The sequence below is a fragment of the Ascidiimonas aurantiaca genome (assembly GCF_037646345.1).
Lineage (GTDB): Bacteria > Bacteroidota > Bacteroidia > Flavobacteriales > Flavobacteriaceae > Ascidiimonas > Ascidiimonas aurantiaca.
On the sequence record NZ_JBBEWR010000020.1, the window covers coordinates 1 to 21,002 of the forward strand.

Here is a 21,002-nt window from a genome sequence, read left to right on the forward strand (position 1 = left end):
TCAGCCCGCAGCCCCCCGGTAGAGGATCTCCGCCCCCAATGGGGTCGGGGTCGCCCTGGGCGTGTCCGCTAAATGATACTATACCTATACTGCATAGAAATATAAGTCGCCTTAAGGCAACATACAAAAACATGTTCATATACTTAGCTATTTGAAGTTTGGGCAGGTGAGGGAGAAAAAAATTAACCGGGCGTTCTCTAACGAACACCAAATGAAAAATTATGTAATGTAAAGTCGATACATAGGCGTTATTTATTAGATTTTAGCTACGGTTTTACTATCGAAAATAAGTTATAAAACCGTTTTATTTTCTGATAAATATACGCGCTAAAACGGTATTTTCATAACGAAATCACAAATTTACGAGCGATATTTTTAGACACTAAACACCATAAATACTGCTAAAATATTCATTAACAGCAGTTTACCATACATCTCTTTTTTTGAGATCCTTAAAATTTTAACATTTATAAGAAAGCAGAAGTAGGCAGATAATACACAAAGCCGCCCGAAAACAGCTAGACAACTACGAGAAGCTTTAAGAAACTTCTTTTTAAACTGAAAATAAAGGGAGTATTTTTTTAGAATTTTCGGGAAGTTCACACCTCTGTAAAAACAGCGATCAATTTTACACTAATTTTAACCTCTTTCTATTGTAAAACCGTCACAAACCTTCTATATTCGTTCTTAGTAGAAGTCAGCGTTCACATATTCTGAAAACACACCGGTATTACTGAGAGATTGAAAACGGGAGCATTTCCCGTAGTTTCCCAAAAACCAAAAAAATGTCTTACGAAAAACAATTACGGTACGATAAAGCTTATTTGAGAATGGCACTTGAATGGGGAAAACTCTCATATTGCCGGAGAAAACAGGTAGGCGCCCTGATCGTAAAAGACCGTATGATCATTTCCGATGGCTATAACGGTACTCCTACAGGGTTTGAGAATGAATGTGAAGATGAAGATGACCAGACTAAATGGTATGTGCTCCATGCCGAAGCCAATGCTATTTTAAAAGTAGCCTCTTCTACGCAATCGTGTTTGGGAGCTACCCTTTATATTACACTTTCGCCCTGCCGCGAATGCAGTAAACTGGTACACCAGGCAGGAATACAGAGAGTAGTTTACCTTAATAGTTATAAAGACGACTCCGGTTTACAATTTCTTGCTAAAGCGGGCGTTGAATTAGTACACATTTCTGATTTAGATTTTTGAGAACATGCCGGAGAGAAGAGATTATTACTGGATACCCCTGGTCATTGCCGCATCGGTAGCACTGGGCATTTTTATTGGAGGCAAACTGAGGTTTCACGATACCCCTGAAAAACTTTTTACCACCAATTCTAAGAAAGACAAGCTAAACCGCCTTATCGATTATATTGATTATGAATATGTAGATGATGTAAATACAGATAGTATTGTAGATGTAACCGTAAATAATATACTGGATAAACTGGACCCTCATTCGGTCTATATACCTAAAAAGGAAATGCAGCGGGAATCAGAGAACATGAAAGGAGATTTCGTGGGTATAGGGGTAAGTTTCTACATGTATAAGGATACGCTGGCCGTAATACGCTCTATTGAAGGAGGCCCCAGTGAAGAAGCGGGCATACGGCAGGGAGACCGCATACTTTTTGCAGACGAAGATACCCTTTTCGGAAAAAACCTGAGAAGTGAAGCTATAGTAAGCAGGTTAAAAGGAAAACCGGACACTCCGGTTTCTCTGGGTATTTACCGTAAAGGCACTGATGATATTTTTAATGTAACGGTAAAAAGGACCCATGTTCCCATTAAAAGCGTAGATGCTTTTTATATGCTTAATGACCGTATGGGGTATATAAAAATCAACAGATTTGCAGAGTCCACCTATCGGGAATTTAAACAGGCACTTACCTTTTTAAAACAGGAAGGTGCCACTGAAATGGTACTTGACCTGCGCGACAACCCCGGGGGGTACCTGGGCATCGCAGAACAGATAAGTGATGAATTTCTGGAGGATAATAAACTCATTCTTTTTACAAAAAATAAAAAAGGTACTATAGAGAAAAGCTTTGCCACCCGTAAAGGCGATTTTGAAAATGGGTATGTCTATGTACTTATCAATGAAAAATCGGCCTCAGCCAGTGAGATCATAGCGGGTGCCTTACAGGATAATGACAAAGGCACCATTGTAGGCAGACGCTCTTTTGGCAAAGGGCTCGTTCAACGTGAAATGCCCCTGCCCGATGGTTCTGCCGTTCGCCTTACCATATCACGCTATTACACACCAACAGGCCGCTCTATACAGCGCTCTTACAAAAAAGGTATAGAAGACTATTACAACGATTATTACGATCGTTTTCAAAATGGCGAATTAAGATCTCAGGACAGTATTAAAATTGACGATTCACTTAAGTTTACAACTCCCAAAGGAAAAGTGGTGTACGGAGGGGGCGGCATCATACCCGATGTGTTTATACCTCTGCGAACCAACCGGGAAGAAGAATCTCTTATTTACCTGTTACAATCCGGGTTCCTCTCCTATTTTGTCTTTGAGCAACTGGATAAAAGCAGGGAGCCCTATAACGCATATACCAAAGAAAGCTTTATGAACAACTATTATGTGGAGGATGCTCTCGTAACTGATTTTATAGAATATGCACAGGCCAGTAATATTGGCCTCGACTTCAAAAAATACTACCCTGTTATTAAGAAATATATAAAAGCAAACCTCGCCGAGCAGCTATTTGGTTCTAATGCGTCTTACCAGATACAAAATGAAGATGACGATATGCTGAAGAAAGTATTGGAAATAAGTGATACCGTAGAAATTGAATAACCTCTTAAAGCCGGGCTATGCGCTGTACAGTTCGCAGGTTTCGGGTAGTGGCTTTGGTTTTGAATAATCGCTCTAAAAAGTGATTGCTGTATTTTAGTTTTCGTCCGTCTTTTTCACAACAAACAAAAACCGCCCTGTCTATTACAGTAAATTGCTCATTCTGATTGTTATATGCATACAGTTGTTCTATCTGTTTTTCAGAAGGGGGTTCTTTAAGAAAGGTTACGTATATTTTTTGAGTATCGGTTAGGGTAGCTTCCTGATATGGACTTTTATCGGGAAACGCTTCAAATGTTTTATAAGGAAACAGGATCATAGGTATTTCGTACCCAAATGTATGCACAAAAACCGACTGGAGTTCTGTTTCCAGTATCCAGGTACTATAGTGAGGAGTTTCCAGTACTATATTCCCGCTTTGAATATATGTGCGTACGTTTTTAAAGCCATGCTCACCTAAAAGCGTACGTAAAAAATCCATTTTTATGAGCTTGTGCCCGCTCACATTGATCCCTCTCAACAAAACTACATACGTGTTCATGCTTATATTCCATAGAAGTTACACCCCTTCTGCTTTATCATGAACTTTGGTGTGTTTTCCTTCGTTCCAGAGTGTGAGTATATCTGTTGCCACCTGTGCCCCGCTTCCTGCAGCAATAGAAAACTGGCTCCTTCCTCCTGCCAGTGTACCTGCAACATAGAGTCCGTCACCAACTTTGTACCCTTCATTTTTTACCCATACCCTGTTCTTTTCAACCGGTGCCATGGGATGCGGCTCCAGATAGTTTTCCAGTCCTTTTATAGTAAACGGCTGGGCATACCCCACAGCAAGGACCACTATGGCAGAACGGTATGTATTTTTGTTTGTGACCACACTAAAACCATTGGGCTGCTGTTGAACGGCCAATACTTTTTCTTTTTCTATTTGCTCAACTGCAGGATACAGGGTTGCCAATTGTTCTTTTCCCTTGTTTAGTATTGCGGCACCTGTGGTACCGGGAGGTATTCCCAATGCGTTATTAAAAAGGGCAGACTGTAAGTGTGAAGCCCTCTGGTGTATAATGATGCCTGTTTTTTTGTTTTCTGCATAGGGTTTTTCCAGGGCCGAACCCAAAACTAGGGCACATTGCATACCTGCCGCACCCCCTCCAATGATCAATACATCAAACATTACTCTTTATTATTGATTTTTTGCTGTATTTTTTTTGAAACATTCATAATTAAGAGCAAAAGCACCGCACATAAAGAAGCTACAATACCTATAAGCGCTATTACGCTGTCTCCCTCAAAAGGAGCATTAAAGTTTACCACAGTGGCATTATAGCCAATAAGTACTACAGCAAGTATCAATAAAACGATAGTAAAAATCCTCATAACTAAAACAAACCTTTAATATTCGCAGTAAAAAGTTTAACCGCTATGGCTAATAATATGATCCCAAAAACCTTCCGCACGATACTAATCCCTCCTCTTCCGAGAAAACGCTCAATACGATGAGACGACTTAAGAACAATATACACAAAAATAACATTTAACAACACGGCCAGAATGATATTTATATCTGCAAACTCAGCCTGTATGGACACTAAAGTAGTCATAGTTCCCGCACCGGCAATAAGCGGAAAAGCAATGGGAACAATAGAAGCTGTTTCAGGAATATCATCTTTATAAAGTGTAATTCCCAGAACCATTTCAATAGCCAGAAAGAAAATAATAAAAGATCCTGCCACTGCAAAAGAATATACATCTATCCCTATAAGCTTGAGTATCTTTTCTCCTACATACATAAAAGCGATCATGATAATCCCGGCAACAATAGAAGCTTTTCTGGATTGTATGTGACCCACTTTTTTGCGTAAGTTTATTATTACGGGAAGGCTCCCTATGATATCAATAACCGCAAAAAGGATCATGGTGGCAGAAAGAGTTTCTTTAAAACTTATTTTGCTAAAAAAAGTCTGGAACATACTGCGTATTTAATGTGTGCAAAGGTACATTATTATACCATATAATTATATGCATTAACTTTTCCTTTTCATCTTTTTGAACGTACCTTTGCGTCATGTTTCAACTGGAAAAAACTATTGTTTCTGAAGAGATCCTTGAAAATGATTTTGTGTGCAACCTTTCGGCTTGTAAAGGTGCCTGCTGTGTAGAGGGCGATGCCGGTGCACCGCTGGAAGTTTCTGAAATGCAAATACTCGAAGAACTATATGACACCATACAACCTTTTCTAAGAAAAGAAGGGGTAGCTGCTATAGAAAAACAGGGCCTTTTTGTGAAAGGGGCAGACGGCGAGTGGGAAACCCCTCTGGTAAATCAAAAAGAATGTGCCTATGTAACTTTTGATAAAGCAGGTATTGCCAAATGCGGTATAGAAGAAGCTTACCATGCAGGGGCCATTTCATGGAAAAAACCTGTTTCGTGCCACCTGTACCCGGTTCGTATAAAGCAATACCGTGATTTTGCCGCAGTAAACTATCACCGCTGGCACCTGTGCGATGACGCCTGTGCCCTGGGTAAAGAACTGCAGATGCCCATTTATAGATTTGTAAAAGAAGCCCTGATACGTAAATTTGGTGAAGCGTGGTATAAACAACTGGAAATCGTGGCCCGCGATCTTAAAACCTGAGTCTGTTTTTTTAACACAAACAGATTTTGTACAGTTAAAGCAACCTAACGTTTTTTCTTTCATTTCACAGGTGTTTGTTTAATGCCTTATATTTTTTAACACACAGCAGCCCACTTAACAATTTTTTAACAACATCAATATTTATCAATGGAGAGTTCACATTTCAACAACCCATGTTAAAAACTTTGTAGTATTAACTGCCAAACACCCTTTCAATTTTGAAGACAATTTTGAATCTTTGTTAAGCAAGATCACCTCGCCAAAATAATCGTCAACTTATTAAAAATTAGAATCATGTCTGTAGCAGTTGAGCCCATTTTACAAGAAAATAAAGATCGGTTTGTTATTTTCCCCATTCAACATCACGATATCTGGGAGTGGTATAAAAAACAGGAAGCCTGTTTCTGGACGGCAGAGGAAATAGACCTGCATCAGGATCTTAATGACTGGACCAATAAATTAAGTGATGATGAGCGCTATTTTATAAAACATATACTGGCGTTTTTTGCTGCATCAGATGGTATAGTTAACGAAAATCTGGCAGAAAATTTTGTAAATGAGGTTCAATATTCTGAGGCTAAGTTTTTTTACGGTTTTCAGATCATGATGGAAAATATTCATTCTGAAACCTATTCACTACTTATTGACACTTATGTAAAAGACGAGGCAGAAAAAAATATACTTTTTAAAGCCATTGAAAACTTTCCCGCTATCAAGAAAAAGGCACAATGGGCCCTTAAATGGATCGAATCTCCCAGCTTTGCAGAACGCCTTATCGCTTTTGCAGCCGTAGAGGGTATTTTCTTTTCAGGTGCATTCTGTTCCATTTTCTGGTTAAAGAAAAGAGGGCTTATGCCCGGGCTCACCTTCTCTAATGAACTAATTTCCCGTGATGAAGGTATGCATTGTGATTTTGCGGTTCATTTGCATAATAACCATCTGGTAAATAAAGTACCCAAAGAGCGTATTAAAGATATTATCATTGATGCGCTTAATATTGAGCGTGAATTTATAACTGAGTCACTGCCGGTAAGCCTTATTGGCATGAATGCTAAGCTAATGACACAGTACCTTGAGTTTGTAACAGACCGCCTTCTGGTTGAACTGCAATGTGAAAAAGTTTATAATTCAACCAATCCGTTTGATTTTATGGATATGATCTCTCTTCAGGGAAAAACCAATTTCTTTGAAAAAAGAGTATCTGAATACCAAAAAGCAGGCGTACTCAATAAAGAAAGTGATACCGGGAAGAAAATTAGTTTCGATGCTGATTTTTAATCCTGTAACAGGTTGCCCCGGGCATTACCTGGATTAAAAAATACCGCCTTTCCTGTTTTTCTGGAAAGCTGCCTTACTTAACATTACCCAAAGGTTAAAAAAATAATTAAGATCTATGTACGTAGTAAAAAGAGACGGCCGCAAAGAGCCCATAATGTTTGATAAGATCACAGCAAGAGTACGAAAGCTCTGCTACGGATTAAATTCCCTTGTTGACCCTGTTAAAGTAGCCATGCGGGTTATTGAAGGGCTGTATGATGGCGTTAGCACTTCAGAGTTAGATAATCTCGCAGCAGAGATCGCCGCTACCATGACCACTACACATCCTGATTATGCAAAGCTGGCAGCGCGGATCTCTGTTTCCAACCTCCACAAAAATACCAAGAAGTCGTTCTCAGAAACCATGACCGACCTTTATGAATACGTCAATCCGAGAACCGGTAAAAAAGCACCTCTGCTCTCTGATGAAGTGTACAAGGTAATTGCAGATAATGCAGATATGCTGGATTCTACCATCATATACAATCGTGATTTTGGCTATGATTATTTTGGGTTTAAAACCCTCGAGCGTTCATATTTGCTTAAATTAAACGGTAAAATTGCCGAACGCCCGCAACACATGCTCATGAGAGTTTCCCTGGGTATTCATCTCAATGACATTGAAAGTGCCATCGAGACCTATGAGCTCATGTCAAAAAGATATTTTACCCACGCTACTCCTACCCTTTTTAATTCCGGCACGCCCAAGCCACAAATGTCGTCCTGTTTTTTGCTTACCATGAAAGAAGACAGTATAGACGGTATTTACGATACCCTTAAACAAACCGCCAAAATATCACAGTCGGCCGGTGGTATTGGCCTCTCTATACACAACATACGTGCCACCGGATCATACATTGGTGGTACCAACGGTACCTCAAACGGTATTGTACCCATGCTCAGGGTATTTAACGATACCGCCCGATATGTAGATCAGGGAGGTGGTAAGCGAAAAGGCAGTTTTGCCATTTACATAGAACCCTGGCACGCTGATATTTTTGATTTTCTTGACCTCAAAAAGAATCATGGAAAAGAAGAGATGCGCGCCCGAGATCTTTTCTACGCCATGTGGACACCCGATCTGTTCATGAAAAGAGTAGAAGAAGACGGGACCTGGACCCTTATGTGCCCCAATGAATGTCCCGGCCTTTTTGATGTATATGGCGATGAATTTGATGTACTTTACCAAAAATACGAAAAGGCCGGAAAAGGCAGAAAAACCATTAAAGCCCGTGAGCTTTGGGAAAAAATACTGGAATCTCAAATAGAAACCGGTACCCCTTATATGCTTTATAAAGACGCGGCCAACCGAAAATCCAACCAGAAAAACCTGGGTACCATACGTTCGTCCAACCTTTGTACCGAAATACTCGAATATACCTCTCCCGATGAAGTAGCCGTTTGTAACCTGGCATCCATAGCACTCCCTATGTTCGTGAAAGGATCGGAATTTGATCATAAAGAGCTTTTTAAAGTAACCAAACGTGTTACTAAAAACCTCAACAGGGTCATAGACCGTAATTTTTATCCGGTAGAAGAGGCCCGGCGTTCCAACTTCAGGCACCGCCCCATAGGGCTCGGCGTTCAAGGACTTGCAGATGCCTTTATTATGCTGCGTCTTCCCTTTACCAGTGACGAAGCTAAAAAACTCAATCAGGAAATATTTGAGACCCTGTATTATGCCGCTGTAACTGCCTCTATGGAACTTGCTAAAGAAGAAGGTGCATACGAAACCTATAAAGGCTCTCCTATTTCAGAAGGCCAGTTCCAACATAATCTCTGGGGTATAAAAGACGAAGAGCTAAGCGGTCGTTGGGACTGGGGTAAACTGCGAAAATCTGTTCTGAAACACGGCGTACGTAATTCACTGCTCGTAGCACCTATGCCCACAGCCTCCACTTCCCAAATACTTGGGAACAATGAGTGTTTTGAGCCCTATACCTCCAACATTTATACCCGTAGGGTACTTTCCGGAGAATTTATTGTAGTAAATAAATATCTGCTGGAAGATCTGGTAAGTCTTGGGCTGTGGAGTGAAGACCTTAAACAACAACTTATGAGAGCTAACGGCTCTGTTCAGGATATTGATGGCATTCCTGAAGATCTCAAAGAAATATATAAAACCGTGTGGGAATTAAGCATGAAAGATATTATAGATATGTCCCGCCAAAGAGGATATTTTATAGATCAGTCACAATCGCTTAATCTTTTCATGGAAAATGCTAACTTTGCCAAACTAACTTCTATGCATTTTTATGCATGGAAGAGTGGCCTGAAAACCGGAATGTATTATCTGAGAACAAAAGCAGCAGTAGATGCTATTAAGTTTACCCTTGATAATAGTAAGAAAGAAGCGCCGGTACCGCAAATGCAAAATGCCACTCTGGGTGTACAGGCACCTAAAGTAGCAGTAGAACCTCTCACGCCCCAGGAGTTGCAGGAAATGCTGGCAAAATCCCGCCAAAGCGAGGATGATGATTGTCTTATGTGTGGTTCTTAATTTTTAATCTGTTTGAACTTGACCAGAAAAGGGAAGTGTAACAACTTCCCTTTTTATTTAAAAAAAATTACCCTTGTGGAAAACCATCCCGAAAATACCATCTCCTGTAGCAAGTGTAATGCCCCGGTCGAGGCAGATGATCACTACTGTTCAGAATGCGGTTATCCCGAAAGAGGTACCGATAATGAAAAGTCCCGGTTTATTGCCGCACATATTCTAACCCGAAACCAAAGGAGAGAAAATAAAAAATCCATTCGCTCAGGAGGGAATACATTGTTTTTTCTGGCAGGACTTATGTTTTTAGCGGGCATTTATACAGCTTATATACAGCATGGCAACCTAGATGTATTCATTACCAATTCTGTTTTAGCCATTATTTATCTGGGATTGGCCCTTTGGATAAAACACAGGCCCTTCATGGCCCTTTTACTTGCCTTACTCCTGTTTCTTACCGTTATCTTCATCGCCGCAGTAGCAGATCCTACTTCTCTTTCAAGAGGCGTTATATTTAAAGTCGTCATCGTGTTTTTTCTGGGGAAAGCACTCTATTCTTCTCGGGAATATCGCAAAAGCAACTAATGCACCGGATTATGGATCTCAAATGCCCTTTCTGCCATACCCATTTGAAAAGTGTAAAAAACTTTTGTCCAAAGTGTGGCCGGAAATTAAAACCTAACCCTAAAACAGAGTCGCGAGCCCTTTATCTGGTTCTTATTTTTTATCTGCTCATCATTGGTTTTATAGCCGTAGATACTATTTATTTCAAATACAATGAAACCGGGTTATGGTATGAGATCACAGGGAACCTTCTTTTTCTGGGCCTTACCGTACTTTTTGTTCTTTTTGATCGTACCTCAGTGCTAAGCCTGTATAAAATACCGCGTAGTAATTGGAAAATCCTGCTTTTCTCTTTTTTATTTCCCCTAGTTTCGGCACCCGTAGTAGGCATCTCCATAGAAAAGTTAAACCGCTTTTTAGGGTATATAAACCCCAATTATTATATGGATTATACAAACTATGAACATCCCGTTCTTTGGTCCCTGTTTTTCGTAGTCATACTGCCTCCACTGGTTGAAGAGCTTGCTTTTAGAGGTTTTCTGCAACAACAGTTACTAAAAATTACCTCTCCCCATATAGCCGTTATTGGCAGCGCTTTTTTATTTGCTTTTGTTCATTTTTCCATAATCTCAATTGTGTGGCTTTTTCCTTTCGGGATTATTTTAGGCTATATTAGAAATAAATATAAAACGCTGTGGTACGGCATGATCATTCACGGTATTCATAACCTGATCATACTTGCTATGGACTATTACAATTATAACAGTTTAACCTTTTCAAACTTCTAAAAACGGTATTAATGATGAACTGGGAACAATTACTTTCACTTAAACGACAAGGCGACACCCAAAAACGCCCGCGCAATACACAAGACGAAACCCGTTTGGGTTTTGAAGTAGATTATGACCGTATCATTTTTTCTTCTGCTTTTCGTAGTTTACAAGATAAAACGCAGGTAATCCCTCTCTCGCAAACTAATTTTGTGCATACCCGGCTCACCCATAGTATGGAAACTTCTGTAGTGGGGCGCAGTCTTGGAAGAATGGCCGGACAACAATTACTCAAAAAACACTCCTATTTACAGGATATACACGGATATAAGTTTAATGATTTTGGTGCTATTGTAGCCGCTGCAGCACTCGCACACGATATCGGGAACCCTCCTTTTGGCCATAGTGGGGAAAAAGCCATAGGCGCTTATTTTAGCAATGGGAACGGACAGTATTTTAAAGATCTTATGACTGCTAAGGAATATCAGGATCTTATTGACTTTGAAGGAAATGCCAATGGTTTTAAAATACTTACAGAAAGCCGGGAAGGTATTCCCGGAGGATTGCGATTAAGCTATGCTACTCTGGGAGCCTTTATGAAATACCCTAAGGAATCGTTACCTAAATGTCCTACAAAAAGGATTGCTGACAAGAAGTTTGGAGTGTTCCAGTCAGACATACCGTTTTTTAATGACCTTGCACAGGAACTCGGTCTATTATCAACAGGCCAGGGTAATGACCTTTCATTTGCCAGACATCCCCTGGCCTATCTGGTAGAAGCCGCAGATGATATTTGCTATACAATCATTGATTTTGAAGATGGTATTAATCTGGGATTAGTAGATGAATCATACGCCCTTGAATACCTCATTAAACTGGTTAAAAACCGTATAAAACGCGAAAAATATGCATCCCTAAAAACTACCGAAGACCGATTGGGCTATTTAAGAGCACTTTCTATAAGCACCCTTATTGAAGAAGCCGTTTCCATATTTGTAAGTAATGAAGAAGCTATTTTGCATAACGAATTTCATTGCGCGCTCCTGAAAAAATCGGAATATAAAGCGCAAATAGACGATATTTTAAAACTGAGTGTGGACAAAATATATCGCTCTGTAGAAGTAGTTGAAAAAGAGATTACCGGCTATGCCATTATTGAAAAACTGCTGGATGTTTTTGTAAATGCTGCTGTAAATGAGCAAAAAGGCACTCCCGGTAGCTATGATAAACTTTTGTTAAGACTTATCCCTGAAAAGTTCCTAAAAACACAATCTTCAACATACCTCTGTATTCTTAACATATGCTGTTTTGTAGCCAGTCTTACCGATGGGGAAGTCTCCCGCCTGTATAAAAAAATTAATAAATAGCTTTTTACATCGAAAAAATGTATTTTTTGACAATAATTTTTTGACATGTCGTAAGTTACGGTTAAATTTCCCTACTAATTAACCTCGCTGATTCAATACTTTAAAATGAAAAAAAGACTTTTACTCCTTGCCCTGGTACTGGCAGCCATAGTACCTTTTACCTTTTTTATAGAAAAAAGTGAACCCCAAACCAAAAAAGAGATCGCATCTTCTGCCGAAGAATTGCGAGAAAAGCACATAAAATTCCTGGAGCAAACCGCTTACCATAAGTATCGCTCATTAACCAAAAAAGAAAGGAAAGCGAAGAGAATGCCTCCCAATGCGTATTATGAGATGGTTATGCACCGAACTATGGACCCTTCTAAGGGAATCCCAGATTATCCTGCAGCCGAAAAAGTACGTGAGCACATGCAAAAAATGCCCGGTTTTAGCAAACGTTTTGCCAGAGTACCCGGTGATAATGACAAACCCTGGGTAGAGAGAGGGCCTAACAATATTGCCGGAAGAACCCGTGCCATCATGTTTGACCCCAATGATCCTGATAACAAACGCGTTTTTTCGGGAGGGGTAAGCGGCGGTCTATGGGTAAATGAAGATATTACCGACCCCAATGGTTCATGGACACTTATTCAAGGGGTTCCTGAAAATGTTGCCGTACAAAATATTATATATGACCCTAATAACACAAATACCTTTTATATGGGCTCCGGAGAATCCTATGTTCAGGGAGATGTTATTGGTAACGGGGTATATCGTTCTACAGACGGGGGCCAAAACTGGGAGCGCATTTTTGGCGGACCCAACGGTACTCAAACTCAGCAAGGAAATATCTTATTCATTGGAGGTATTTTTTATATAAATGATATCATTGCACGAAATGTAGGCGGAAATACCGAATTATATATTGCAGTGGCCAGTAGCCCTTTTGCCAATACCGGTTTTAGCGTACCTCCTTTCAACCTGCTCGGTATTGATGAGCGAGGCGTATATCGATCTGTTGATAACGGAGATACCTGGGAGCGTGTTGATATTATTATTGGTGGAAATAATGTAAACCCCAATGATCTGGAGATCGATATTAATAATAATATATGGCTGGCTACCACCTCAGATATCCTGAATGATCCCGGAGGACGAATATTAGAATCTACCAACGGTCAGTCTTTTAATCTTCGCAGGACCATCCCTAACGCACAGCGTACCGAAATTGAAGTATCTTCGCAAGACCCCAATGTATTTTACATTGCTGCCGAAGTAAACAATGAAGCCGACCTTTTTATTACCACAGACCGTTTTGCCAATCTGTCTCCTTTACCCGAACCCGATGATGTGGATACTGATATTTCTGCTACTGATTTTGCAAGAAGACAGGCATTTTACAACCTTGAGATTGAAGTAGATCCCAATGACGATACCATACTCTATATTGGCGGTATCGATCTTTTCAGGGGGATTGTTGACAAAACCAATACCACTGTAGATTGGGCACAGATCTCAAGATGGACGGACCGAAATAATCAGTTGCGAAATTTTGAGGTTTCCGTAGTGCATGCCGATCATCACGCTATTATTTTTCGTCCCGGAAATTCAAATGAAATGGTTTTCGGTACCGATGGAGGCGTATATTATACAGATAATGCCGCTTTTAGTGGTATTCCTCCTAATGAAAGAATTCAACCTCGTAAAACCAATCATAACATTACCCAATTTTATATAGGCTCCATAAATAGTCAGGATATTGATAATGGTGATGATTTTGTTGGAGGTACCCAGGATAACGGGGTTTTGTCTGAGCTAAATATAGCCCCTGGAGTTAACCCTTTGGTTGATCTCTCCGGGGGTGATGGTACCTATGGCCAATTTGATGAACAGGGGCAGTATTTTTTGGGTGGCCGCCAGTTTATTGACTACTTTTATTTTGAACTACCTTTTATAGACAATGTTTCTGATATATACTTACTACCATCCCCGGAAGGTGGTGATTTTGTGAATGCGGCAGACCTTGACTCTAATGTAGATATGTTGTATTTTAATGCCAGCAATGACGGAAATGAGCGTATTGTCAGGCTTTCCAATCTTACCAATGGCCAGGCAAATGTGGTACAGGTATTTATTTCTGATCCGCTTCTGGATAATGATTTTATTTCTAAAATTCAGGTTTCTCCTTTTGAAACCACTTCTACCCGTTTGCTCATTGGTACCGAGCGTAGCAGGATCATTAATGTGGAGAATGCCCATGCTAACAACGCCGTATGGACCGAGATCCCTACTCCCGATTTTGTAGGCAGCATCTCAGATATTGATTTTGGTGAAAACCCGGAAACATTTTTGGTAAGTATCTATAATTTTGGCGTAAACAATGTCTGGTACACCGAGAACAACGGTGCTACATGGGCACAAAAAGACGGAAACCTTCCCAATATTCCCATTTATACGATACTGCAAAACCCATTAAATCGTAATGAAGTTTTAGTAGGTACACAATTTGGGGTTTGGCGCACAACCTCCTTCCTGGACAATACCCCTGTCTGGGAACCTTCATTTAACGGGATGAGCAACGTTCCCGTACTCGATCTTGACTATCGCCCTACCGATGGTACCGTTATGGCCGTTACCTATGGCCGGGGCTTCTTTACTTCCAGCTTTGAAGCCGATGTTACTACGGATACCGACAATGACGGAGAGCCCGACTTTTTTGATAATTGTCCCGATACACCCAATCCTGATCAGGCCGATATAGACGGTGATGGTATAGGTGATGTGTGTGATGACGATAATGACAACGACGGGGTCTCTAATGACAACGACCTTTGTCCCAATACACCTTCGGGCACCATTGTTGACGTAACCGGATGTGAAATATTCTCATTACCTTTTAATAACTTCTCCCTGCAAACCTTTAGTGAGACCTGCCGATCATCCAATAACGGAAGAATAGAGTTATCTGCAGCCACTACTTTTAACTATACTGCCATAGTGACCGGGAACGGAGTAAATGAAACCATAGCCTTCACTACAGAATTTGAACTCCAGAATCTGGAAGCAGGCGATTATGATGTGTGTATTACCCTTGAAGAAGCACCTGGATATGAACAATGTTTTGATATAACCATCTCAGAGCCAGAAGACCTCTCTGTTACCTCACGGGTCAATACAACAGAAAGTAAGGTAGAACTTTCACTAAGAGGCGGAGACGTATATTTCATTACGCTCAATGACACTAATATAGTAACCCGTGACGCAGAAATAACATTAACACTCTCCAGTGTTGAGAACCTGCTTTCTGTAAGTACAGATAAAGACTGCCAGGGCACCTTTAACAAACGTATTCTTCTTAACGATGAAATACAGGTATTCCCTAACCCTGTTACCGGCAGCCAGCTCTCTGTTAATATGGGCAGATTTACAGACCGCCAGGTAGATGTAAGTATTACTTCTGTTACAGGCCAGCAAGTATTATCCGGTACTTATGAGGTGACTAACAGCCGTATCGAGATCCCTGCAGCTACCATCCCTGCCGGAGTATATGTAATGACTATTACAACCAAAAACAATTCCAAATTCAATCATAAAATTGTTAAGCAATGAAAAGAATAACCATATTCAACCTGTTTTTCTCACTCGTACTGATGAGTTGTGGCGGTGGCAGCGGAGATGATAACGGTGGCGGCGGTGGCGGTGGCGAGCCCGTAACCCCTCCCTCGGCAGCTACTCTTATTTTTCCAGAGAATAATACAGAATGCAATGAAGGAACCATTATTTCTTCTTCTCAAAGCTCAGTAGTATTTAGATGGAGTGATGCTGCCAATGCAGATTCGTATATAGTAATACTCACCAATCTTCAAAATAACCAGACAGTACGAAGAAACGCATCTACCAATTCTCTCGAGATCACTATTTCCAGAGGAACTCCCTATTCATGGCAGGTAGAATCCAGAGCCAATGGTACTGCAGAAACTGCTCAAAGTAGTATTTTCAGGTTTTACAATGCGGGAGAGCCGGTAGATAATTATGCGCCTTTTCCGGCAGCTGTGTTAACTCCCACCATGGGAGCTACCGTAAACCCTGTTTCCGGAAAGGTTACATTATCCTGGAACGGAAATGATATTGATGATGATATTACAGAATATGATGTGTTTTTTGGTACAGGTAATCCACCGGCCACCATCTTGGCAACACAGAGCGAAACTTCTTTAGAAGTAGATGTAGCTCCCGATACCGTGTATTACTGGAGAGTACGTACTAAAGATGCCGCAGATAATGTATCTACATCTGAAGTATTTCAGTTTAAGACAAATTGATAGAATAATTTTTAAGAATGTGCTCCTCAGGGCCGTAACTTAGTTACGGCCTTTTACTTTTGTTTAAAAGCGACATCACTGCAAATGCAATACTTTGTGGATCAATACCTGCTTCTTGTTGAAGTTGTGCAACCGTACCATGTTCTATAAACACATCCGGCACCCCCAAAACTTTTATACTGTTCTGGTAATTATTTCTTGCGGCAAATGCGGTAACCGCTTCTCCAAACCCTCCTCGTATTACACCGTCTTCTACCGTAAGTATCTTGGGATATTTTTGAAAAATATGGTGCAACAGTTTTTCATCCAAAGGCTTTAAAAAGCGCATATCATAATGCCCGATCTCTGCCTCAGGAGAACTCTTTTCCAGCATGATATCTACATTTGCCGATATCGTACCAAGACTCAGGATAGCCAGACGGCTGCCGTCTTTAAGGCAAACCCCCTCCCCTAAGGCGATCTCCTCAAATGGGTATTGCCAGGTTTTTAGCACCCCTCTTCCCCTGGGGTATCTTATGGCAATGGGGCCCGACCTCTGTTTTTGAGCAGAGTACATCCCGTTACGCAGTTCTATTTCATTTCTTGGTGCAAATATGGTAAGGTTAGGAATACAGGAAAGGTAGGCAAGATCAAAAACGCCATGATGTGTGGCGCCGTCTTCTCCCACCAGTCCGGCTCTGTCAAGGCAAAAAATAACCGGCAAATTTTGCAGAGCCACATCGTGAATTACCTGGTCATAGGCACGTTGAAGAAAGGTGGAGTAAATATTGCAGAACGGAATAAGACCCTGTGTAGCCATTCCTGCCGCGAGCGTTACTGCATGTTGTTCGGCTATACCCACATCAAAAGCCCTCTCGGGAATTTCTTTCATCATAAACTTAAGTGAACTACCTGTAGGCATTGCCGGTGTGATCCCTACTATTGCGGAATTCTTTTTTGCCAGTTCTACGAGGGTATGTCCAAACACATCCTGATACTTGGAAGGCAGATGTTCATCGTTTTTAGGGATAAGTTCTCCTGTATGTTTATCAAACTTCCCGGGAGCATGGTATTTTACCTGATCTTCTTCAGCTTTTTTTAAACCTTTTCCTTTGGTTGTTATTATGTGTAAAAGCTTAGGCCCTTTTTTGTTTTTAAGCTTTCGCAGTTGCTTTATTAACGCTTTTATATCATGCCCGTCAACAGGACCGGAATAATCAAAATTCAATGCTTCAATAAGCACGTTCGCAGCTACATTCTCCTGCGTTTTTACCCGGGTAAGGTATTCTTTCAATGCCCCTACACTTGGGTCTATACCTATAGAGTTATCGTTGAGTATTACCAATAGGTTCGCATTGGTAACCCCGGCGTGATTAAGCCCTTCAAAAGCCATTCCGCTGGCTATTGAGGCATCACCCACTACAGCAATATGGTGTTTTTCATACGCTCCCTGAAGCATCGAACCAATAGCCATTCCCAAAGCAGCAGAAATAGCAGTTGAACTGTGTCCGGTACCAAACGTATCAAATTCACTTTCGCTTCTTCTCGGGAAACCGCTAAGGCCGTTTAACTGGCGATTTGTATGAAATTGCTCTTTACGGCCGGTAAGTATTTTATGAACATATGCCTGGTGACCCACATCCCATACCAGTAGATCATCGGGTGTATTGAAAACATAATGAAGTGCTACGGTTAGTTCTACAACGCCCAGGCTTGCCCCCAAATGTCCTTCTTTTACCGAGACTATATCAATTATGAAATCTCTTAATTCACCGGCGAGCTCAGGAAGTTGTTCTACTGACAGTTTTCTGAGATCTGAGGGAAGGTTAATATTTGTGAACAGTTTTTCCGGCATACCGCAAAAATACGCTATGAAATTGTAATTTTGTTTTAATGGAAAACATTTTTGACAACGTTTATTTCATGAAAAAGGCTTTACTAGAGGCTGAAATTGCTTTTGATAAAGGAGAGATTCCGGTGGGTGCTTTGATCGTCACTGAAAACCGTATAATCGCCAGAGCCCATAACTTGACCGAAACCCTTAACGATGTTACAGCCCATGCAGAGATGCAGGCAATTACCTCTGCTGCTAATTTTTTAGGGGGCAAATATCTTAAAAACTGTACTCTCTATGTAACACTTGAACCCTGCCAAATGTGTGCGGGAGCTCTGTATTGGAGTCAAATTTCAAAAATAGTTTACGGAGCGGGCGATGAACACAGAGGCTATAACAAAATGGGAACTAAACTGCATCCTAAAACGATAGTTACCGGGGGAGTATTGGAAAAGGAAGCCGCTACTCTTTTAAAACAGTTTTTTATTCAAAAAAGAAACCTCAATTAATTCATAAAAAAAAGCGTGATACTATCACGCTTTTCCTCAAAATAAAATATTATGGTTATCCGATTACCCTCACCGTGGAAGCAATCTTCCCTTTTCTGCCTTCTTCTTCAACATATTCTACTTTGTCTCCGTCTGTTAGCTCTACTCCGTTCAAACTTGATACGTGAACGAAGATGTCTCTTCCCGTTTCGTCATTGGTAATGAATCCATATCCTTTGGATTCATTGAAAAATTTAACTGTACCTGTCATTATAAAAATTGTAATTAATTAAAACACAAAGGTACACTTTATATATACGCAAAAAGAAAAGTAAACAAATTTCTTTTAAAAATTATTGATTTTCAGGCCTTTCTCCATTTTTTTTATTCATTTTATTAAGGTTTTCCTTAGTAAGCATATAATCTTTCAATTTCCTGCCCTTAGCACGATGATAAATGAATACTGGCATTAAAACAAATGCAGATACTAACACGGCTATCCCTATAGTACGATCTCCTGCCAGGTGATTTCCTAAGTTTTTGAGGATATACCCTGCTATTATAGCACTAAGAATACCCAGAAAAAGTATGCGTATAATCCATTTCATATTACGTAGTTACTTCAATTAATTTTCTTCTGTACACCGTTAACAGTTTGGATTTGGAAATAAAACCGGAATATTTATTGTTTTCAACTACCGGAAGGTTCCAGGCACTGCTATCCTGGAACTTTTTCATAACATCTGTCATTTTATCTTTACCTATATCAATAACGGCGGGGGCATGCTGCATGATGTCACTGGCTTTTATTTCTTTATACAAACTGCTATCAAACATTACCGGCCTTATATCATCTAAAAGAATAATACCCAACAGTACCCCGTCTTTACGGCTTATTACTGGAAAAATATTACGGTTTGACTTTACCACAGCCTCATGAACTATTTCACCGAGATCCATTTCAGGGTAAACGGGTGTAAAATTGGTTTCAATAACTCTTTCAATATTCATTAGGGTAAGTACCGCATGATCTTTATTGTGAGTGATGAGTTCTCCCCGTCTTCCCAGTTCCATTGCATAAACTGAATGGGGAGAAAAATACTTGGTAATGGCAAATGAAAGGGCTGCGGTAATCATAAGCGGTATAAAAAGTTCATACCCCCCGGTTAATTCAGCAATAAGGAAAATAGCCGTTAATGGGGCATGGAGCACTCCGGCCATAAGCCCTGCCATACCCACAAGGGTAAAATTGCTTTCAGAAACCTCGATTCCCAGGCCTATTGTATTAAGTATTTTAGCCACACAATTCCCCATCATGCTCCCCATAAAAAGTACCGGGGCAAAAATACCTCCTACTCCCCCGGCACCAAATGTGAGACAACTGGCAATAACCTTAAAAAATACAAGGCCTGCCAGTAGGGCAATTATTACCCAGGCACTGGAAAGTTGAGGGTCCAAAAAATTAGTGTTCAGCGCTTCTTCAGGATGCCCTTTTATAAGTGCATTGATCACATCAAAGCCTTCACCGTAAAGAGGAGGGATCAAAAATACAAGCAGGCCAATACCCAACCCACCAATAACCAGTCTTTTTACGGGCGACTTTATTTTATCAAAAAAAGATTGAATACGCTCATATACAAATGCAAAATAAATAGAAACAAGAGCAGCTATAGCTCCTAATAATAAATAAAAGGGAATATCTGCAATTACAAATTTATCTTCAATGCGGAAAGGCAGCAGAATATCTGATCCGAAGAAAAAATAGGATGTAATAATAGCTGAAACCGAAGCCAGTAAAAGAGGGAGCAAAGATGCGAATGTAAGATCGAGACTAAATACCTCAACCGCAAAAATGATAGCTGCTACGGGTGCTTTAAAAATGGAAGACATCGCACCGGCAGCCGCACACCCTATTAAAAGGGTACGTGTGGTCTGATTCATATGAAACATTCGCGCGATATTGGAACTCACTGCGGCCCCTGTAGCCACCGTAGGGCCCTCCAGCCCTACAGACCCTCCAAAACCAACGGTGATGGGCGCCGTAAGTAAAGATCCAAACATCTGAAAACGCTTCATGATACCCTTTCGTTTGGAAATAGCATATAGTGTAGAGGGAATACCGTGACTTACTTTGTTTCTCACCACATATTTTATACACAGATATACTAAAGCAAAACCTATTATGGGGAAAACAAAGTAAAAAACATGATAATAGTATTGCACCAGCCTGCCTTCGAGCAGGTGTTGTATAATATGGGTGAAGTTTTTAATAATAAGGGCCCCAATACCTGCTATAAACCCAATTAATATACTTAATATATAAACAAACTGCCTTTGGGAGATATGCTTGGCTCTCCAGATCAGAAAACGGGTAATAAGTGATTTTTTCTGATAGGGCATGGTCTAAAATTTAAAAAATCCCGCCCGGGCAGGATA

The 21,002-nt window shown here is 40.5% G+C and carries 19 protein-coding genes; 11 read left to right on the top strand and 8 right to left on the bottom strand.

Annotation, left to right across the window (positions count from 1 at the left end):
• Positions 1-785 precede the first annotated feature (785 nt).
• Together WAO84_RS16375 and WAO84_RS16380 are read left to right on the top strand one after the other, a co-directional pair.
• Positions 786-1,217 (top strand): deoxycytidylate deaminase, encoded by a 432-nt coding sequence (locus WAO84_RS16375; protein WP_340067176.1) that lies wholly within the window; start codon positions 786-788, stop codon positions 1,215-1,217.
• A gap of 4 nt (positions 1,218-1,221) precedes the next feature.
• Complete coding sequence (locus WAO84_RS16380) at positions 1,222-2,823, top strand: S41 family peptidase (RefSeq protein ID WP_340067177.1); 1,602 nt, start codon at positions 1,222-1,224, stop codon at positions 2,821-2,823.
• Positions 2,824-2,827: 4 nt separating this feature from the next.
• Here the strand turns inward: WAO84_RS16380 and WAO84_RS16385 are convergent, their stop codons facing one another.
• The 4 genes from WAO84_RS16385 to WAO84_RS16400 are packed head-to-tail and all read right to left on the bottom strand — an operon-like array spanning position 2,828 to position 4,787.
• Positions 2,828-3,361 (bottom strand): DUF1697 domain-containing protein, encoded by a 534-nt coding sequence (locus WAO84_RS16385; RefSeq protein ID WP_340067178.1) that lies wholly within the window; start codon positions 3,359-3,361, stop codon positions 2,828-2,830.
• An 18-nt stretch (positions 3,362-3,379) separates the two neighbouring features.
• On the bottom strand, positions 3,380-3,991 hold the full coding sequence (locus WAO84_RS16390) for an FAD-dependent oxidoreductase (RefSeq protein ID WP_340067179.1): 612 nt from the start codon (positions 3,989-3,991) through the stop codon (positions 3,380-3,382).
• Positions 3,991-4,194 carry a hypothetical protein gene (locus WAO84_RS16395; protein WP_340067180.1) on the bottom strand — a complete coding sequence of 68 codons (204 nt, stop codon included), beginning with the start codon at positions 4,192-4,194 and terminating at the stop codon, positions 3,991-3,993. The genes WAO84_RS16390 and WAO84_RS16395 overlap by 1 nt, the downstream gene beginning before the upstream one ends.
• 2 nt (positions 4,195-4,196) lie before the next feature.
• Entirely contained in the window at positions 4,197-4,787 is a 591-nt protein-coding gene (locus WAO84_RS16400; protein WP_340067181.1) for a MarC family protein, read from the bottom strand.
• Between the two features lie 95 nt (positions 4,788-4,882).
• On the opposite strand from WAO84_RS16400, the gene WAO84_RS16405 reads away from it, so the two are divergent.
• From WAO84_RS16405 to WAO84_RS16440, 8 genes are all read left to right on the top strand, one after another.
• Positions 4,883-5,452, top strand: coding sequence for a DUF3109 family protein (locus WAO84_RS16405; protein WP_340067182.1), 570 nt, complete (start codon positions 4,883-4,885; stop codon positions 5,450-5,452).
• A 294-nt stretch (positions 5,453-5,746) separates the two neighbouring features.
• Positions 5,747-6,730 carry a ribonucleotide-diphosphate reductase subunit beta gene (locus tag WAO84_RS16410; protein WP_340067184.1) on the top strand — a complete coding sequence of 328 codons (984 nt, stop codon included), beginning with the start codon at positions 5,747-5,749 and terminating at the stop codon, positions 6,728-6,730.
• Positions 6,731-6,845: 115 nt separating this feature from the next.
• Positions 6,846-9,269 (top strand): ribonucleoside-diphosphate reductase subunit alpha, encoded by a 2,424-nt coding sequence (locus WAO84_RS16415; RefSeq protein ID WP_340067187.1) that lies wholly within the window; start codon positions 6,846-6,848, stop codon positions 9,267-9,269.
• Positions 9,270-9,344: 75 nt separating this feature from the next.
• A complete protein-coding gene (locus tag WAO84_RS16420) occupies positions 9,345-9,848 on the top strand; it encodes a zinc ribbon domain-containing protein (protein WP_340067189.1) in 504 nt (167 codons plus the stop codon).
• Between the two features lie 44 nt (positions 9,849-9,892).
• Positions 9,893-10,615 carry a CPBP family intramembrane glutamic endopeptidase gene (locus WAO84_RS16425; protein ID WP_340067190.1) on the top strand — a complete coding sequence of 241 codons (723 nt, stop codon included), beginning with the start codon at positions 9,893-9,895 and terminating at the stop codon, positions 10,613-10,615.
• 14 nt (positions 10,616-10,629) lie between these two features.
• Positions 10,630-11,964 carry a dGTP triphosphohydrolase gene (dgt, locus tag WAO84_RS16430; RefSeq protein WP_340067235.1) on the top strand — a complete coding sequence of 445 codons (1,335 nt, stop codon included), beginning with the start codon at positions 10,630-10,632 and terminating at the stop codon, positions 11,962-11,964.
• Positions 11,965-12,069: 105 nt separating this feature from the next.
• Positions 12,070-15,552 carry a thrombospondin type 3 repeat-containing protein gene (locus tag WAO84_RS16435; RefSeq protein ID WP_340067191.1) on the top strand — a complete coding sequence of 1,161 codons (3,483 nt, stop codon included), beginning with the start codon at positions 12,070-12,072 and terminating at the stop codon, positions 15,550-15,552.
• Positions 15,549-16,265, top strand: coding sequence for a hypothetical protein (locus WAO84_RS16440; RefSeq protein ID WP_340067192.1), 717 nt, complete (start codon positions 15,549-15,551; stop codon positions 16,263-16,265). The genes WAO84_RS16435 and WAO84_RS16440 overlap by 4 nt, the downstream gene beginning before the upstream one ends.
• 43 nt (positions 16,266-16,308) lie before the next feature.
• On the opposite strand, the gene dxs is transcribed toward WAO84_RS16440, so the two are convergent.
• Positions 16,309-18,099 carry a 1-deoxy-D-xylulose-5-phosphate synthase gene (gene dxs / locus WAO84_RS16445; protein WP_340067193.1) on the bottom strand — a complete coding sequence of 597 codons (1,791 nt, stop codon included), beginning with the start codon at positions 18,097-18,099 and terminating at the stop codon, positions 16,309-16,311.
• 38 nt (positions 18,100-18,137) lie between these two features.
• On the opposite strand from dxs, the gene WAO84_RS16450 reads away from it, so the two are divergent.
• Entirely contained in the window at positions 18,138-18,587 is a 450-nt protein-coding gene (locus WAO84_RS16450) for a nucleoside deaminase (protein ID WP_340067194.1), read from the top strand.
• Between the two features lie 55 nt (positions 18,588-18,642).
• Here the strand turns inward: WAO84_RS16450 and WAO84_RS16455 are convergent, their stop codons facing one another.
• From WAO84_RS16455 to WAO84_RS16465, 3 genes are all read right to left on the bottom strand, one after another.
• Positions 18,643-18,837, bottom strand: coding sequence for a cold-shock protein (locus tag WAO84_RS16455; protein ID WP_340067195.1), 195 nt, complete (start codon positions 18,835-18,837; stop codon positions 18,643-18,645).
• 82 nt (positions 18,838-18,919) lie between these two features.
• Entirely contained in the window at positions 18,920-19,174 is a 255-nt protein-coding gene (locus WAO84_RS16460) for a hypothetical protein (protein WP_340067197.1), read from the bottom strand.
• A gap of 1 nt (position 19,175) precedes the next feature.
• Positions 19,176-20,966, bottom strand: coding sequence for a chloride channel protein (locus WAO84_RS16465; protein WP_340067198.1), 1,791 nt, complete (start codon positions 20,964-20,966; stop codon positions 19,176-19,178).
• Positions 20,967-21,002 lie beyond the last annotated feature (36 nt).

Bases quoted from the DNA above. Each gene is read 5' to 3' on its own strand.
- WAO84_RS16465 (WP_340067198.1), bottom strand. From the start codon at position 20,966: ATGCCCTATCAGAAAAAATCACTTATTACCCGTTTTCTGATCTGGAGA.
- WAO84_RS16400 (WP_340067181.1), bottom strand. From the start codon at position 4,787: ATGTTCCAGACTTTTTTTAGCAAAATAAGTTTTAAAGAAACTCTTTCT.
- WAO84_RS16380 (WP_340067177.1), top strand. From the start codon at position 1,222: ATGCCGGAGAGAAGAGATTATTACTGGATACCCCTGGTCATTGCCGCA.
- WAO84_RS16375 (WP_340067176.1), top strand. From the start codon at position 786: ATGTCTTACGAAAAACAATTACGGTACGATAAAGCTTATTTGAGAATG.
- WAO84_RS16415 (WP_340067187.1), top strand. From the start codon at position 6,846: ATGTACGTAGTAAAAAGAGACGGCCGCAAAGAGCCCATAATGTTTGAT.
- WAO84_RS16395 (WP_340067180.1), bottom strand. From the start codon at position 4,194: ATGAGGATTTTTACTATCGTTTTATTGATACTTGCTGTAGTACTTATT.
- WAO84_RS16405 (WP_340067182.1), top strand. From the start codon at position 4,883: ATGTTTCAACTGGAAAAAACTATTGTTTCTGAAGAGATCCTTGAAAAT.
- dgt (WP_340067235.1), top strand. From the start codon at position 10,630: ATGAACTGGGAACAATTACTTTCACTTAAACGACAAGGCGACACCCAA.
- WAO84_RS16390 (WP_340067179.1), bottom strand. From the start codon at position 3,991: ATGTTTGATGTATTGATCATTGGAGGGGGTGCGGCAGGTATGCAATGT.
- WAO84_RS16435 (WP_340067191.1), top strand. From the start codon at position 12,070: ATGAAAAAAAGACTTTTACTCCTTGCCCTGGTACTGGCAGCCATAGTA.
- WAO84_RS16455 (WP_340067195.1), bottom strand. From the start codon at position 18,837: ATGACAGGTACAGTTAAATTTTTCAATGAATCCAAAGGATATGGATTC.
- WAO84_RS16385 (WP_340067178.1), bottom strand. From the start codon at position 3,361: ATGAACACGTATGTAGTTTTGTTGAGAGGGATCAATGTGAGCGGGCAC.
- WAO84_RS16450 (WP_340067194.1), top strand. From the start codon at position 18,138: ATGGAAAACATTTTTGACAACGTTTATTTCATGAAAAAGGCTTTACTA.
- dxs (WP_340067193.1), bottom strand. From the start codon at position 18,099: ATGCCGGAAAAACTGTTCACAAATATTAACCTTCCCTCAGATCTCAGA.
- WAO84_RS16460 (WP_340067197.1), bottom strand. From the start codon at position 19,174: ATGAAATGGATTATACGCATACTTTTTCTGGGTATTCTTAGTGCTATA.
- WAO84_RS16440 (WP_340067192.1), top strand. From the start codon at position 15,549: ATGAAAAGAATAACCATATTCAACCTGTTTTTCTCACTCGTACTGATG.
- WAO84_RS16410 (WP_340067184.1), top strand. From the start codon at position 5,747: ATGTCTGTAGCAGTTGAGCCCATTTTACAAGAAAATAAAGATCGGTTT.